Origin of the sequence: Anoxybacillus sp. ST70 (genome assembly GCF_019553625.1) — a bacterium.
Taxonomy (GTDB): domain Bacteria; phylum Bacillota; class Bacilli; order Bacillales; family Anoxybacillaceae; genus Anoxybacillus; species Anoxybacillus gonensis.
Map to the genome: position 1 here is coordinate 17,906 of NZ_JAHZOF010000016.1, position 13,291 is coordinate 31,196.

General features: G+C 40.0%; 21 protein-coding genes. 8 read left to right on the plus strand and 13 right to left on the minus strand.

All coding sequences use genetic code 11. The features are described 5' to 3' along the window. Positions 1-104 precede the first annotated feature (104 nt). Complete coding sequence (locus K1I43_RS14595; protein WP_026011613.1) at positions 105-338, plus strand: DUF378 domain-containing protein; 234 nt, start codon at positions 105-107, stop codon at positions 336-338. A gap of 9 nt (positions 339-347) precedes the next feature. Here K1I43_RS14595 and K1I43_RS14600 read toward each other — a convergent pair whose 3' ends face one another. After that, a complete protein-coding gene (locus K1I43_RS14600; RefSeq protein ID WP_019417391.1) occupies positions 348-692 on the minus strand; it encodes a CvfD/Ygs/GSP13 family RNA-binding post-transcriptional regulator in 345 nt (114 codons plus the stop codon). 130 nt (positions 693-822) lie between these two features. Between K1I43_RS14600 and K1I43_RS14605 the strand changes: the two genes are divergently transcribed. Beyond that, on the plus strand, positions 823-1,188 hold the full coding sequence (locus K1I43_RS14605; protein WP_009362214.1) for a helix-turn-helix domain-containing protein: 366 nt from the start codon (positions 823-825) through the stop codon (positions 1,186-1,188). A 17-nt stretch (positions 1,189-1,205) separates the two neighbouring features. Here the strand turns inward: K1I43_RS14605 and K1I43_RS14610 are convergent, their stop codons facing one another. From K1I43_RS14610 to K1I43_RS14625, 4 genes are all read right to left on the minus strand, one after another. After that, on the minus strand, positions 1,206-2,372 hold the full coding sequence (locus K1I43_RS14610; RefSeq protein WP_009362215.1) for an aminotransferase: 1,167 nt from the start codon (positions 2,370-2,372) through the stop codon (positions 1,206-1,208). Continuing rightward, positions 2,372-2,872 (minus strand): Lrp/AsnC family transcriptional regulator, encoded by a 501-nt coding sequence (locus K1I43_RS14615; protein WP_009362216.1) that lies wholly within the window; start codon positions 2,870-2,872, stop codon positions 2,372-2,374. The genes K1I43_RS14610 and K1I43_RS14615 overlap by 1 nt, the downstream gene beginning before the upstream one ends. 90 nt (positions 2,873-2,962) lie before the next feature. Next, positions 2,963-3,466 (minus strand): superoxide dismutase family protein, encoded by a 504-nt coding sequence (locus K1I43_RS14620; RefSeq protein ID WP_033383368.1) that lies wholly within the window; start codon positions 3,464-3,466, stop codon positions 2,963-2,965. A gap of 62 nt (positions 3,467-3,528) precedes the next feature. Beyond that, positions 3,529-3,726, minus strand: a complete 198-nt coding sequence (locus tag K1I43_RS14625; protein ID WP_009362218.1) for a hypothetical protein — start codon at positions 3,724-3,726, stop codon at positions 3,529-3,531. Positions 3,727-3,839: 113 nt separating this feature from the next. Between K1I43_RS14625 and K1I43_RS14630 the strand changes: the two genes are divergently transcribed. The 3 genes from K1I43_RS14630 to K1I43_RS14640 all read left to right on the plus strand — a co-directional run bounded on the left by K1I43_RS14630 (position 3,840) and on the right by K1I43_RS14640 (position 5,981). Continuing rightward, a complete protein-coding gene (locus K1I43_RS14630) occupies positions 3,840-4,268 on the plus strand; it encodes a hypothetical protein (RefSeq protein ID WP_026011614.1) in 429 nt (142 codons plus the stop codon). 21 nt (positions 4,269-4,289) lie between these two features. Next, entirely contained in the window at positions 4,290-5,615 is a 1,326-nt protein-coding gene (locus K1I43_RS14635) for an ArsB/NhaD family transporter (protein ID WP_019417393.1), read from the plus strand. A 69-nt stretch (positions 5,616-5,684) separates the two neighbouring features. Then, on the plus strand, positions 5,685-5,981 hold the full coding sequence (locus K1I43_RS14640) for a YuzC family spore coat inner layer protein (RefSeq protein WP_009362221.1): 297 nt from the start codon (positions 5,685-5,687) through the stop codon (positions 5,979-5,981). On the opposite strand, the gene K1I43_RS14645 is transcribed toward K1I43_RS14640, so the two are convergent. Further along, on the minus strand, positions 5,969-6,118 hold the full coding sequence (locus K1I43_RS14645; RefSeq protein WP_019417394.1) for a hypothetical protein: 150 nt from the start codon (positions 6,116-6,118) through the stop codon (positions 5,969-5,971). The genes K1I43_RS14640 and K1I43_RS14645 overlap by 13 nt on opposite strands. A gap of 111 nt (positions 6,119-6,229) precedes the next feature. On the opposite strand from K1I43_RS14645, the gene K1I43_RS14650 reads away from it, so the two are divergent. Beyond that, positions 6,230-6,814 carry a biotin transporter BioY gene (locus K1I43_RS14650; RefSeq protein ID WP_009362223.1) on the plus strand — a complete coding sequence of 195 codons (585 nt, stop codon included), beginning with the start codon at positions 6,230-6,232 and terminating at the stop codon, positions 6,812-6,814. An 18-nt stretch (positions 6,815-6,832) separates the two neighbouring features. On the opposite strand, the gene K1I43_RS14655 is transcribed toward K1I43_RS14650, so the two are convergent. The 4 genes from K1I43_RS14655 to K1I43_RS14670 all read right to left on the minus strand — a co-directional run bounded on the left by K1I43_RS14655 (position 6,833) and on the right by K1I43_RS14670 (position 9,468). After that, positions 6,833-7,540: a 3D domain-containing protein gene (locus K1I43_RS14655; protein ID WP_019417395.1), complete on the minus strand. Its 708-nt coding sequence runs from the start codon at positions 7,538-7,540 to the stop codon at positions 6,833-6,835. A 97-nt stretch (positions 7,541-7,637) separates the two neighbouring features. Then, positions 7,638-7,961 carry a YuiB family protein gene (locus tag K1I43_RS14660; RefSeq protein WP_009362225.1) on the minus strand — a complete coding sequence of 108 codons (324 nt, stop codon included), beginning with the start codon at positions 7,959-7,961 and terminating at the stop codon, positions 7,638-7,640. 57 nt (positions 7,962-8,018) lie between these two features. Then, entirely contained in the window at positions 8,019-8,147 is a 129-nt protein-coding gene (locus K1I43_RS14665) for a YuiA family protein (protein ID WP_009362226.1), read from the minus strand. Between the two features lie 94 nt (positions 8,148-8,241). Continuing rightward, positions 8,242-9,468, minus strand: a complete 1,227-nt coding sequence (locus K1I43_RS14670; RefSeq protein ID WP_220382689.1) for an NAD(P)/FAD-dependent oxidoreductase — start codon at positions 9,466-9,468, stop codon at positions 8,242-8,244. 293 nt (positions 9,469-9,761) lie between these two features. Here K1I43_RS14670 and K1I43_RS14675 point away from each other — a divergent pair, with 293 nt between their 5' ends. Continuing rightward, positions 9,762-10,757: an NAD(P)/FAD-dependent oxidoreductase gene (locus K1I43_RS14675; RefSeq protein WP_026011616.1), complete on the plus strand. Its 996-nt coding sequence runs from the start codon at positions 9,762-9,764 to the stop codon at positions 10,755-10,757. 27 nt (positions 10,758-10,784) lie between these two features. Here the strand turns inward: K1I43_RS14675 and K1I43_RS14680 are convergent, their stop codons facing one another. From K1I43_RS14680 to dapF, 3 genes are read right to left on the minus strand one after another with little or no spacing between them, the layout of a single operon-like run. After that, on the minus strand, positions 10,785-11,108 hold the full coding sequence (locus tag K1I43_RS14680) for a LapA family protein (protein WP_019417398.1): 324 nt from the start codon (positions 11,106-11,108) through the stop codon (positions 10,785-10,787). A gap of 12 nt (positions 11,109-11,120) precedes the next feature. Beyond that, the gene (locus tag K1I43_RS14685; RefSeq protein ID WP_019417399.1) at positions 11,121-11,483 is read right to left on the minus strand and encodes a HesB/IscA family protein; all 363 of its coding nucleotides are present in this window, start codon (positions 11,481-11,483) and stop codon (positions 11,121-11,123) included. 16 nt (positions 11,484-11,499) lie between these two features. Continuing rightward, on the minus strand, positions 11,500-12,354 hold the full coding sequence (dapF, locus tag K1I43_RS14690; RefSeq protein WP_009362231.1) for a diaminopimelate epimerase: 855 nt from the start codon (positions 12,352-12,354) through the stop codon (positions 11,500-11,502). A gap of 145 nt (positions 12,355-12,499) precedes the next feature. Between dapF and K1I43_RS14695 the strand changes: the two genes are divergently transcribed. Further along, the gene (locus K1I43_RS14695) at positions 12,500-13,207 is read left to right on the plus strand and encodes a DUF2225 domain-containing protein (protein WP_220382690.1); all 708 of its coding nucleotides are present in this window, start codon (positions 12,500-12,502) and stop codon (positions 13,205-13,207) included. The last annotated feature ends 84 nt before the right edge of the window (positions 13,208-13,291 follow it).

Sequence of the window (13,291 nt, forward strand, 5' to 3'; positions counted from 1 at the left end):
TTCCAAAAGAAACAAATAAGTAAAGAAAATTGCATTTTTTATGCATACTTCTCTTCAAATGATCCATTCTATAAATGAATACGATGTTTTAAAGGAGGATGAACATGAGCACGTTACAACGAATCGCACTATTGCTTACTGTTATTGGAGCGCTAAACTGGGGGCTCATTGGCTTTTTCCGCTTCGATCTTGTGGCAGCTATTTTCGGTGGTCAAGCATCGGCTTTCGCTCGCATTGTTTACGCTCTCGTCGGAATTGCTGGGCTCATTAACCTTGTATTGCTGTTTAAACCGACGGAAGAACTCGGACGTACAGAACCAAAAATATCGAGAACATAAACGTACAACTCACCGATCATTCGGTGAGTTGTACGTTTTTTTCGCTTCAGCAATCCATTTTTCTAGTTGCATTTTTAACGGTTGAAATCCTAAAGGGGTTTCGATATTCGTTGTGTCATGATCAACATCACGCAACGATAAGCTAATTCGCTTCGTTTTTTCATCGATCGCGATAATTTTTACCCGAACACATTCTCCTACATCCACATAATCATAAATATTTTTTACATACCCATCTGTAATTTCTGAAATATGAATGAGTCCTTGAGTTCGTTCATCAAGCGATACAAATATCCCATATGGCTGTATTCCCGTCACAACACCCGTAACAATCGCACCTTCCTTCCACTCCAAATGAAACACTCCTCGTTTTTTGAAAAATTGTAACATAATTCACTGAAAAAGTGTTAATTTTGTGCACGGGGATAAATAGGAACATGGTATGATAAATATGTAAACGAATTTTGGAGAGGTGGGAGAATAAATGAGTACAATTGGTGAAAATATTCGCATGTATCGGGAACAGCGAAATATGTCACAACAAGAGTTGGCCATGAAAGTTCGGGTAGGGGTAGCAACCATTCAAAAATACGAATCCGGGGAGCAAGTGCCTGACACACCAACTATTTTAAAACTTTGCACTGCGCTCGATGTCCCTGCATCTGAATTATTAGAGCGTGCCGATTTATCCAATTCATCTAGTCTCGATCCAGAAATCGAATATTTAATTAAAGAAATTGGCATTAAGCGCGCAAAACTTATTTTGCGAAAAGCAAAAGAATTTAGTGAAGAAGACTTTTTGCGCGTCATGCAAATGTTATATGAATTGAAATACAACAAAGAAAGCTGACAGCGCGTCAGCTTTTTTTACAGTCGTTCAAGAAATCGCTTCATGCGCCGAATCGCCTCTTGCAATTGTTCGAGCGATGATGCATATGAACAACGAATATATCCTTCCCCGCTTCCTCCAAACACATGGCCGGGAACAACAGCTACTTTCTCTTCTAACAATAAACGCTCTGCAAACTGCTCTGATGTCATGCCTGTTGACTGAATGGACGGAAATGCATAAAACGCCCCTCCCGGCATATGGCAAGAAAGGCCGATTTCATTCAATGATTGAACAAAGAAGTTGCGTCGTTGCCGATAGCTTTTTTTCATTTGTTCGACATCAGCCGCTCCATTTTGTAATGCTTCAATGGCAGCATATTGCGCCATCGTCGGTGCACACATCATCGTGTATTGATGAATTTTTAACATCGCCGTAGCGAAATCTCTCGGTGCAGCAATAAATCCAAGGCGCCATCCTGTCATCGCAAAGCCTTTCGAAAATCCATTAATTAAAATCGTTCGCTCTCTCATGCGATCAATTGCCGGAAAGCTTGTGTATTGTTCGTCGTAACATAACTCCGCATAAATTTCATCCGAAATGACAAGCAAATCATGCTTTTCGACAATGTGCGCAATTTGCATCAATTCTTTCGCATTCAACACCGCTCCTGTCGGATTGTTTGGCGAACAAATGATTAACGCTTTCGTTTTCGGCGTCACAACTTGCTCAATTTGCTCTGGTTGCAATTTGAATTGATGCTTTCCACTCGTTTGAATGGGAATTGGCACACCTCCAGCTAATGAAACAAGCGGTGCGTACGAAACAAAGCTCGGCTCAACAACAATGACTTCATCACCTGGATTCACAATGGCTCTAAGCGACACATCGAGCGCTTGACTTGCCCCAACCGTCACAATTATTTCATCAGCTGGATCATATAACACATGAAATCGACGCGCTACATAGTCGCTAATTTCTTTTCTTAACTCCCATAAACCTGCGTTCGCTGTATATGATGTATAGCCTTGTTCTAATGATAAAATGCAAGCTTCCCGCACACTCCAAGGGGTAATAAAATCGGGCTCGCCCACTCCAAGTGAAATGACCCCTTCCATACTTGCCGCTAAATCAAAAAAGCGACGAATACCAGACGGTTTTAAGCGTGATACAGTGTCAGATATATATGTTTTCGTCTTTTGCATCACGGAGCCACCACGATTCTTCGATCTTGATCACCTTGCTCAAACACGGTGCCGTCATGCTTATATTTCTTTAGAATAAAATGGGTTGTCGTTGAAATGACGGAATCGAGCGTCGATAATTTTTCAGAAACAAAATGGGCAATTTCAGACATGGAACGTCCTTCAATGACAACAGATAAATCGTAGGCACCAGACATCAAATAGACAGACTTAACCTCCGGAAAGCGATAAATACGTTCGGCTACCTCGTCAAATCCAACGCCACGCTTCGGTGTCACTTTGACATCGATCATTGCTGTCACCCCTTCATGGCCATCTACTTTCCGCCAGTCCACGATCGTTGCATATTGTACAATCACTTTCGCTTCTTCTAATTTTTTTATTATATCCTCTACTTCTGAAACCGATAGAGAAACCATTTTCGCCATCGTATCAATCGGCAGACGCGCGTTTTTTTCTAACAATTCAACAATTTCAATTTCTTTTTCAGTTAGTTTCATACAAATCCCCCCTGCCATAAATTTTCACACAATTTAGAAAAAAATGCACGCATTTTTTCAAAAAAATAAGCAAGACGACATCGCTTGCGACTACCGTTTTTTAATCACGCCGCATGCGATTCGCTTGCCTGCATTTCCTGCTGGCTGAGACATCCCATCATCTTTTCCTTCGTGGATGACAATCGATGTTCCGTTTTTGGTGAATAGGCCGTTTTTCTCTTCTGACAAATTGACATTCGGAGCCATCAATTGCACTTTCACCGTTCCATCTTCTTTTACAATTAAATTCGGTAAATCGCCTGCATGCGCTCCTTCCGGATGAAGGAGACCGTGCTCTTTTCCTTCTGGATTGAAATGTTCCCCAGCTGATTGAAATGTAGGTGGTTCGCATGTTCCTTTGTCATGAATATGGATCGCATGTTCTCCTGGAGGCAGCCCTTTTAAATCAATATCGAGTTTCACTCCTTCAGGTTGCTGCGACATTTTAATCGTCCCAATCGAGTCACTATCTTCATTTATCATATTGACATCGACGTTTTTCACTTTCTCTTCCATACATCCGCTCAAAAGAAATAAAACGACACATATAATCATTTGACGCACAATAAGCCCTCCAACTACATATTTACAGCTTATTATGCCCAGTTTTTGTTCATTTAGTCGTTTACTTGTTGTTTTTTCAGCTGTTCTTCTAATTGCTTCGCTTTTTCTTCTTGACGTTTTGAAATTTTTATAATGGCCCGCATCGTCAACACAGCCGCAATAAAAAATGCCGTAAATGAAATGGCAGCAGGAATGTACTCTGTTTTATCTTCTGGGAAGTATAAAAACAATCCAAATATGATGTCAGTCATACAATCAACCTCTCCATATATCTTCTCACTCATTATATCATAAAGACAATTGTATCACTTCGCAAAAAGGAATATAATTGGATTCGTAAACAAAAAAGGGGAGGCGTATTTGTTTGAAAAACGTCGTGATCCACAAAGTCATCACATTCGTATTTACAGAAGCACAATTAAGGGGGTATTGGAACGAACAAAAACAAAAAATTCCATTTGAATCTTTAACAAATGAACAGTTGATGACATTAGCTGAAGATATGTTAGCAAACTCTTCTCATAGCCAACTAGAGCAACATATTTTAGATCACGGATGGCGGGTAAAAGAAGAAACAGAAGGACAAGTGCTTGCAGAAGACGATTCCCGTGAGCATGTGCATGTGGAAGTTATCGATACAACGAAACAAGGGTCACCATCCACAAAATTGTTTATCGATCGCTTATCACAAATCGAATGCGCGAACTGCGGGTTTTCTTTTTATATTCGCAATGTAAACGCTGACACGACGCATTTAACATGTCCAAGCTGCTCCCAGCCACTAAAAAAGTAAAAAAGAAAGGAATGACAGATCGTGCATGAGGCAATCACTCATGAAGTAAGCAATTTTCAATACTATGCGGCCATTGCAATCTTTTTGATTACATACGCCATTATCATCTCAGAAAAAGTGAATCGTGCTGTCATCGCTTTATTAGGTGCCGCTTTTATGATTATTTTCGGCATCGTTGATTTACATCAAGCATACACGCATCATATCGAATGGGGAACAATCACGCTTTTAATCGGTATGATGATCCTTGTTAGCATTACGAGCAAATCTGGCTTTTTCCAATATGTTGCGGTTAAAGCTGCAAAAATGGCGAAAGGAAGCCCAATTAACATTTTAGTCATTTTATCATTGCTGACAGCTGTTCTTTCTGCCTTTCTCGACAATGTGACAACCGTTTTGTTAATTGTTCCGGTTACATTTTCTATTACACGTATGTTAGAAGTAGACCCTGTTCCGTTTTTAATTTCTGAAGTGCTTTTCTCAAATATCGGTGGTACAGCAACATTAATTGGAGATCCGCCAAACATTATGATCGGCTCTGCCAATAAACATTTAACGTTTAACGACTTTTTATTTAATTTAGGTCCTGTTGTTCTCGTCATCATGGCTGTTGTTATTGCTATTTTGTACGTGTTTTATCGCAAACGTCTTCAAGCAAATGCTGCGCTCATCGAACGGCTCATGAAACTCGATGAAAAACAATACATTAAAGATGCCGTACTATTGAAAAAGTCCGTTTCTGTGCTTGGATTAACAATTTTAGGTTTTATGCTCCATTCAGTGATTCACGTCGATGCGGCAGTCATCGCAATGACAGGCGCTGTCATTTTAATGATGATCGGCGTAAAAGAACACGACTTAGAAGAAGTGTTCGCTTCTGTTGAGTGGACAACCATTTTCTTTTTTGCTGGATTGTTTACACTCGTTGGGGGGCTCGTCGATATCGGGCTTATTAAAAGTTTGGCCGAGAAAGCATTGGAAATCACAGGAGGAAATATTCATTATGCGTCTTATTTAATTCTTTGGGTGTCTGGAATCGCTTCTGCAACAATTGACAACATTCCGTTTGTTGCAACGATGATCCCACTCATTCAAGATATGGCTGTCGGCATGGGGTTATCTCCAGACTCAGCACAAATTGACGTCTTATGGTGGTCATTAGCGCTTGGCGCTTGTTTAGGTGGAAACGGAACGTTAATTGGAGCATCTGCAAACGTCATCGTTGCAGGGATTGCTTCGCGTGAAGGTCATGGATTTAGCTACTTTGATTTTCTAAAAATCGGGGCACCGCTGACGCTCATTTCCTTGCTTATTTCACACGCGTATATATTCATTCGTTACTTATAAAAACGCTCAAGGCTCGCCTTTGAGCGTTTTTTTCTTTTCGTCATATACTGCTTCCAAGGAGGGAGAACAATGTATCCAAACGTTGATATTACACAATTTACACAATCAGCAAAAGCGATACAAAAGCTATTGAAAGATGCCACGACCATTTCGACAAAAATCGCAAACGATCCTACTTTTGCAAAACAGTTAATGGAAAAAGCCCAACAATCAAAACAAGAAGAAGTACAAAAGCAACTTCAATCCATCGGCATCGAATCGGAAATGAAAATCTCTTTTAATCCAAATACGATTCACATTACACTTTCACCAAAAAAAGGCGAGTCGCCTTGTTGCCAACTCACCTTCTTGCTTTACTGGCGATAATTCGGTGCCGCCATCTGCTTTTCACCTATATAGGCTGCATCGCGCAAATCATGTCCATCATCCGTTTCACTTACATGAATCATATCTTCTTTTGCACCTAATCGATTTGCGCGAAGCAATTGTTCCTCTTCCCTCATTGTCATCCCCTCCGTATTGTTATGTTGCACAAGTACGTTGCACTTATGTATTGACATTTTTTGTTTTATCATATACCATTTCGTTAACAAATAAAAAAAGGAGGTTAACAAATGCGAGCGAGAGACTTAACGTTTATCGCCATGTTTGCAGCGTTAATGGCGATCGGAGCAAACATTACATCGTGGGCTCCTTTTCTCGTTATTGGTGGAGTTCCAATCACGTTACAAACATTTTTTTGCGTATTAGCTGGCGCCATTCTTGGAGCAAAACGAGGAGCAATAGCAATGACTGTATATATGCTCATCGGATTATTCGGTGCACCTGTTTTCGCCCGTTTTAGCGGAGGGTTTTCAACGATCGTTGCCCCAACGTTTGGCTTTATTCTTTCTTTTATTCTTGCAGCATACGTCACTGGTTTACTTATTGAAAAAAGTGCAAATCGTTCCGTAGCACGCTTTATCACAGCAACCATTATCGGCATGATCATTAACTACGTTGTCGGCACAAATTGGATGTATGTCGCGTTCAAATTATGGGCTGACGCGCCAGAAGGTTTTTCTTATACGATGGCATGGAGCTGGATGCTCGTTCCGCTTCCAAAAGATATCATCTTATCGGTCGTTGCCGGTGTCATGGCACCACGCATTTATAAAGCCCTAAACGAACATCAAGCATATAACAAATACGTTGCATAACAAGAAAAGGAAGTTCGGTTATAGACCAACTTCCTTTTCCTCTTTCTTTATATATTGTTGCCGAAACACTTGCATCGATTCATTTTCGTTCAGTGCAATCATCTCTTGCTCAGATAATGTTCCATCTCCGCGTTTGACGACATATACGTTCACTTTTTTCTTTCCCCAATGTTTATACACATCATCTACTGTTTCGTAATATAAATCAATTTTATGGCCTTTAATCGCTGATCCTGTATCTGCGACAACACCATATCCGTATCCCGGAATAAATAAAATCGTTCCAATTGGGAAAATGTTTAAATCTGCTGCAATCGTGGAATACAAATCACGTTTCACACGCACACCTGAATATGTGATCCCATAACTCGGATGATCAGGCGTTTTTCCTGTTGATTCCACTCCAGCGGTATATCCTGTTGCTACAACAGTAACGGACGGATATTGCGACCAATCGAATGCTTCTTCTAACGTCAACGATTCGTTTGTTGTTTGTTGGGATGATAGTTGTGTCACTTGCTTCTCATTTTTTCGAAAACGATCTGCTACATACTCATACGTATCCGTTGAAAACAACGACTTGAATGAGAAAAAAGAAAAACGTGAAGGTGAAAACCAATCAGATAGCATCTTCGCTTCAACGCCTGATATCGATTGAAATGTCGTCATGAACGCACACATAAACAATACAACCATGGTCGTTCGTCTTAACCATTTTATACCCATTTATTCACTCCTCCCACGGTTGTATTTCTTTCCAACATTCAAAAAAAATATACATCCACCGCAAGAGAAATAAAAAAACCTCCACGATTGTGAAGGTTTAAAACATACGATATCCTTTTTTACGCAATGTTTGAATGACAATACCTGAAACAATTGCACCTACAATCCCGCTACTTAAAATGATTAAATCCGCACTCGCTAACGATCCTATTCGCTCTTTCACATGAGCAAAAGATGCAGATGGGTTTGTGACATAGTCCATTATAGAAATTTGATCAATCCACAATAATAAAACGAACGGGCTTAATATCGCCATCGTCCACGTCGTTCGTAAAATCATATTTAATAAAAAACCAATACCAAAAAATAAAACAAAAAACAATAAGATAGAAATAAATAAAACAGGAATGCTCATCTCCATACGTTTTCACCTCCAATACACCATTTTAAGTGTACTGAAAGCGAAAACATGAGTCAATTATTGCTTCATTGCCACTTCATCTTTTTCTACTCCCGTTCCTTCACAATAGTGACAAGTTTCTGACCCTCCAACTGCAACATGAACATAACCGTTTCCAGCGCAATATTGGCACGTTGTTTTATTCATAGCCCTCTCTCCTTTTTCTTAATTTTCAGATAATTATACATAAAAATATATCATTTGTAAAGAAAAAACGAGCGAAAAGTCGCTTCGCTCGTTTTTACAATAGCTTAAATTTTCCTTTTTTTACAACAAGTGTTGGGCCACCAATTAAGTAAAGGGCACGGTTGTCAATTACTTTTTTCATGACGCTCGCTTTTGCCCCCCAAATTTTCTTGCCAAATACGACGCCGATCGCATCATCGTGTCCAAGCGAACATACTGTTCCTTTTAGATCTGGTTTAAACGGTTGTAATTCCCCTTGACCACGAATTAACACAGCTAAGTTTTTCGCGCAAACTTCCCCTTGTTGCATTGCAATTTGCGCTGTTGGCGGATATGGACGGTTTGTTTCTTCGTTAATAATTAACGCACAGTCTCCAACAACAAACACATCTTCATGTCCTGGGGCACGTAAGAATGGATCGACTTTCACACGACCGCGCATCGCTTCAAATCCTGATTCGTCAATGACGTGACTTCCGCGTACTCCAGCCGCCCATACAACTGTTCCTGCTTTAATTTCTTCTACTTGATCGTCTTTGCTAACGATAATGCCTTCTGGTGTACATTCTTTAATCGCTGTACCAATTTTAAATTCAACACCTTTTTTCTCAAGAACATTTACCGCATATTCAACAAGTTCTGGGTCAAAACCAGGCAGAACTGTCGGTGCTGCTTCTACGCAGATGATGCGCACTTTATTTGGATCAACGTCATATTCACGGCAAAGTTCTGGGACACGGTTTACAAGCTCACCTAAAAATTCGATACCTGTAAATCCTGCACCGCCAACGACAATCGTCAAACGCTCATCACGTTTTTCTTCTTCTGTGCTATATGTCGCAAATTGGTATTCAATATGCTCGCGAATTTGACGTGCAGCGTTGACGTTCGCAATCGAAAAGGCATATTCTTTTAAGCCTTTAATGCCAAACGTTTCAGATTCAAATCCAAGAGCAACAACTAAATAATCATACGTTAACGGCTCATGTTTTTGAAGCAATACTTGTTTTTGTTCGAGGTTGATTTTTTCAACCGTATCTTGAATAAATTTTACTTTACTTTGATCGATGACATCTGCAATTGCATAGCGAACGCGCTCGTGATGCAACGTTCCTGCAGCTGCCTCATGCAACCATGTTGATTCATAATGGTAATCATGTTTGTTGACAAGCGTAATGCTTGCCTCATTGACGCCAATCATCTTTTGTAAACGCGTCACTGTCATTAATCCACCATAACCTGCACCTAATACAACAACATTTGGCTTCTTCAAGCGAATCACTTCCACCTTTTCTTATTTTTTTTAGCTTGCGCTTGTTGAACGATTTTTATCGTTTAAAAAGTTTGTGAATTTATTCACGAAGTAGACCAAAAAAATACAACGTTTTGTAACAAAGTTGTCATTTCTACGTTAACATCTTATTCTTTTTTTCTCTCTTTTTCAAGAGTTATTTGTTCAATTTTTGGCCATAATTTTTGTCGAGTTCATGTCGAAATTTTCAAAACAACAAAAGCGTTCAACCATTTTTTATGGTATGATAATACGTGAGAATTTACGTTTTAGGAGGAATGAACGTGAAAGAAGATCAAAAACTGTACGATATTACTGTAATCGGTGGAGGACCTGTTGGCTTGTTTACGGCGTTTTATGGAGGAATGCGACAAGCAACGGTGAAAATTATCGAGAGTTTACCGCAGCTTGGTGGACAACTTTCTGCACTTTACCCTGAAAAATACATATATGATGTAGCGGGATTTCCAAAAATTCGCGCCCAACAACTGATTGACAATTTAAAAGAGCAAATGAGTAAATTTAACCCAACCGTTTGTTTAGAACAGTCTGTCGAAAAGTTAGAAAAATTGGAAGATGGCACATTTAAACTAACAACAAATAAAGAAATTCATTATTCTAAAGCGGTCATTATTACTGCCGGAAATGGCGCGTTCCAACCTCGTCGATTAGAACTCGAAAGCGCCGCACAGTATGAAGGAAAGAACTTACATTACTTCGTTGCCGATTTAAATCAATTCGCCGGTCAAAATGTACTTGTATGCGGCGGTGGCGACTCTGCAGTTGACTGGGCACTTATGCTTGAGCCAATTGCGAAAAAAGTAACGATCGTGCACCGACGCGATAAATTCCGTGCTCATGAACATAGCGTTGAAAACTTAATGAACTCGTCTGTCGACGTCAAAACACCGTTCGTTCCTGTCGAATTAATCGGAGATGAAAACGGTATCAAACAAGTCGTTTTAGAAGAAGTGAAAACGAAAGCGCGCGAAATCGTTGATGTTGATGCTGTAATTGTCAACTATGGCTTCATTTCTTCGCTCGGCCCAATTAAAGAGTGGGGATTAGAAATTGAGAAAAACTGCATTAAAGTAAACTCCAAAATGGAAACAAACATTCCAGGTGTGTATGCAGCCGGCGACATTTGCACATACGAAGGAAAAGTCAAGTTAATCGCTTGCGGATTCGGTGAAGCGCCAACAGCGGTCAACAATGCAAAATCATACATTGATCCAAGCGCAAAAGTACAACCGCTTCATTCTACATCGATGTTTGAATAAGGAGAAGAAAAAGGGGCTCCCAGTAGTTTATAGGGAAGCCTCTTTTTCTTCTTCTGAACACGCTTGTTCGATTTCTAGAGCCACTTCTTTTTTCGTCAAAGCAGTTTCCAATCGTTCAATTTCCTTTTCCAGCTTCTTTGTATAGTTCCGCATCTTAACAAGTTTCAAACCACCGACAAAAAAAACAATCAATGCTCCCAACATAACAGAACTTAAAATCACAATAACTAATGGTGTTTCAAAATAACCAACGATATAATTTACCTCTACATTTTGAACATTGGAGATGGAAAATAAAGCGACGAGCAAGGCAAATATCAGTCCAAAGATAATGTTTCTTTGTCCTTTCACTATACAATCACCTCAGCATTCTTCTGGCGTACCAGTATGTGTCGCTGTACGGAACGATGAACCGCAGCCGCACGAAGCAATGGCATTCGGATTGTGAATCGTAAATCCGCCACCCATCGCTCCTTGTTCGTAATCAATCGTCGTTCCCTTTAATACAAGTGCACTTTCTTTATCGACTAATATACGCAAACCGTCTTGTTCAAACTCATAATCCTCTTCACGCTTCTGATGCTCAAACCCCATCGCATAAGATAATCCGCTACATCCTCCGCCATAAACACCGACACGAAAATAAACGTTCTCTTCTCCGCTTTCTTTCATCATCTGTTTCACTTGCTCCGTCGCTTTTTCTGTGAGTATCACAATTTGTTCCATTGAACTTCACTCCTTTTTAATAATAGTATACACCTGTACAAATCGTTTCTGCAGCACCGCGCATCAACACATCGCCATTTTCTTTCCACGTAATATACAAATCTCCACCAGCTAAATGAACAACCGTTTCCTCATTTCGCTTCGTTTTTCCATTTAGCACCGACGCCACAACCGCTGCACATGCTCCAGTGCCACACGCCTCGGTTACTCCTGATCCTCGCTCCCATACTCGAAAATGAAGCTCACGTTCATTCACCACTTCTACAAACTCGACATTTATTCCCTCTGGAAAACGCTCATCTTTTTCAACGGTCGGTCCAAGCGTCGTTACTGGCGCCTCCTCAATACGATCAACATAAAATACCGCATGAGGATTCCCCATCGATACACCTGTCATATAATACGTATGCCCTGCAAAATCAATTCGTTCGTTAATAACTACATCGTTTTCTTCTCCGACCATCGGTATTTCTCCACGAGATAAACGAGGTTTTCCCATATTGATTTCCACACTATTGACTTTTCCATCTTCTACAAAAACGCGAGCTTGAACAAGACCTGATAATGTTTCAATGAGAAACTGTTCCTCTTGAACGATGCCATGTTCATATACATATTTCGCTACGCATCGCAACCCGTTGCCACAATTTTTCCCTTCCGATCCATCGCTATTAAAAATTCGCATTTTCACTGGTGCCACATCAGATGGGCAAATTAAAATGAGTCCATCTGATCCGATCCCTGTATGTACATTTGCCACTCGCTTTGCAATATAAGATAATTCCTCTTCTGCTAAACGCTCTGTAAACATATTGACATAAATATAACTATTTCCTAATCCATGCATTTTCGTGAACGAAAAACTTCTCATACTGTCCCTCCGCATACATGTTTAATAACACTATACATCGTTGCCATGAACGTGACAACTTTTTTACAAATATATAAAAAGTCACAGGCAATTCGAGAAACATATAGTATAATATGACTATCAATCCTACAAGGCAGGGAACATAATGGATATTTTATATGATCGTACCGTCACATGTCTTGTTTGTAAACAAACATATACAACGAAAAAAGTCCGTTCGCGTTTCATTCGTCCTATCCGGCACGACACTGACTTTTGCTCATATTATGCGAGCGAAGAAGCGAATCCACTTTTGTATTATGTACACGTTTGTCCACATTGCGGATTTGCAGCAACAGAAGAATTTTCAACATATTTCCCACCACAAACGCTTGAGACCATTCAACAAAACATTTGCGCCAATTGGCGCGGAAAAAATTACAGCAAGGCTCGTACATTTGCTGAGGCCATTGATACATACAAGCTCGGCATTTATTCCGCCACATTGAAAAAAGAAAAACATATTACGCTCGCTGGACTTTATATGCGTCTTGCATGGTTATATCGTTCAAACCAAAAAAGCGAAGAAGAACGGCGATTTATGCGATTAGCGCTCGAGCAATATATCGCTTCTTATGAAGCAGATGATTTTGTTCACACACATATGTCCGAAGTGCGCTTATTGTATTTAATCGGAGAATTGTATCGTAGGCTAGGAAAAGAAAAACAAGCGATCATTTATTTTTCGCGCGTCATTGCTAGAAAAAAAGAGACGATTGAAAAAGGAATTGTCAATATGGCTTACGACCGTTGGCAAGAAATTCGTGAAGAAAAAAAGGGGCTGACCCAAAACGCTAATGCGCTTTGGGTCTAGCCCTTTCTTTTTTGCCCAAAAATAGAAGAATCGCCCTTTTTATGGTAAAATTGAGTCACCAAAAACAACTACACCAAAAAAGGA

What these genes read in the sequence shown, in the direction of transcription:
- K1I43_RS14625 (WP_009362218.1), bottom strand. Translation starts at nt 3,726, where the DNA reads ATGACTGACATCATATTTGGATTGTTTTTATACTTCCCAGAAGATAAA.
- K1I43_RS14650 (WP_009362223.1), top strand. Translation starts at nt 6,230, where the DNA reads ATGCGAGCGAGAGACTTAACGTTTATCGCCATGTTTGCAGCGTTAATG.
- K1I43_RS14695 (WP_220382690.1), top strand. Translation starts at nt 12,500, where the DNA reads ATGGATATTTTATATGATCGTACCGTCACATGTCTTGTTTGTAAACAA.
- K1I43_RS14595 (WP_026011613.1), top strand. Translation starts at nt 105, where the DNA reads ATGAGCACGTTACAACGAATCGCACTATTGCTTACTGTTATTGGAGCG.
- K1I43_RS14655 (WP_019417395.1), bottom strand. Translation starts at nt 7,540, where the DNA reads ATGGGTATAAAATGGTTAAGACGAACGACCATGGTTGTATTGTTTATG.
- K1I43_RS14685 (WP_019417399.1), bottom strand. Translation starts at nt 11,483, where the DNA reads ATGGAACAAATTGTGATACTCACAGAAAAAGCGACGGAGCAAGTGAAA.
- K1I43_RS14645 (WP_019417394.1), bottom strand. Translation starts at nt 6,118, where the DNA reads ATGAGGGAAGAGGAACAATTGCTTCGCGCAAATCGATTAGGTGCAAAA.
- dapF (WP_009362231.1), bottom strand. Translation starts at nt 12,354, where the DNA reads ATGAGAAGTTTTTCGTTCACGAAAATGCATGGATTAGGAAATAGTTAT.
- K1I43_RS14620 (WP_033383368.1), bottom strand. Translation starts at nt 3,466, where the DNA reads ATGATTATATGTGTCGTTTTATTTCTTTTGAGCGGATGTATGGAAGAG.
- K1I43_RS14610 (WP_009362215.1), bottom strand. Translation starts at nt 2,372, where the DNA reads ATGCAAAAGACGAAAACATATATATCTGACACTGTATCACGCTTAAAA.
- K1I43_RS14640 (WP_009362221.1), top strand. Translation starts at nt 5,685, where the DNA reads ATGTATCCAAACGTTGATATTACACAATTTACACAATCAGCAAAAGCG.
- K1I43_RS14615 (WP_009362216.1), bottom strand. Translation starts at nt 2,872, where the DNA reads ATGAAACTAACTGAAAAAGAAATTGAAATTGTTGAATTGTTAGAAAAA.
- K1I43_RS14660 (WP_009362225.1), bottom strand. Translation starts at nt 7,961, where the DNA reads ATGGAGATGAGCATTCCTGTTTTATTTATTTCTATCTTATTGTTTTTT.
- K1I43_RS14665 (WP_009362226.1), bottom strand. Translation starts at nt 8,147, where the DNA reads ATGAATAAAACAACGTGCCAATATTGCGCTGGAAACGGTTATGTTCAT.
- K1I43_RS14605 (WP_009362214.1), top strand. Translation starts at nt 823, where the DNA reads ATGAGTACAATTGGTGAAAATATTCGCATGTATCGGGAACAGCGAAAT.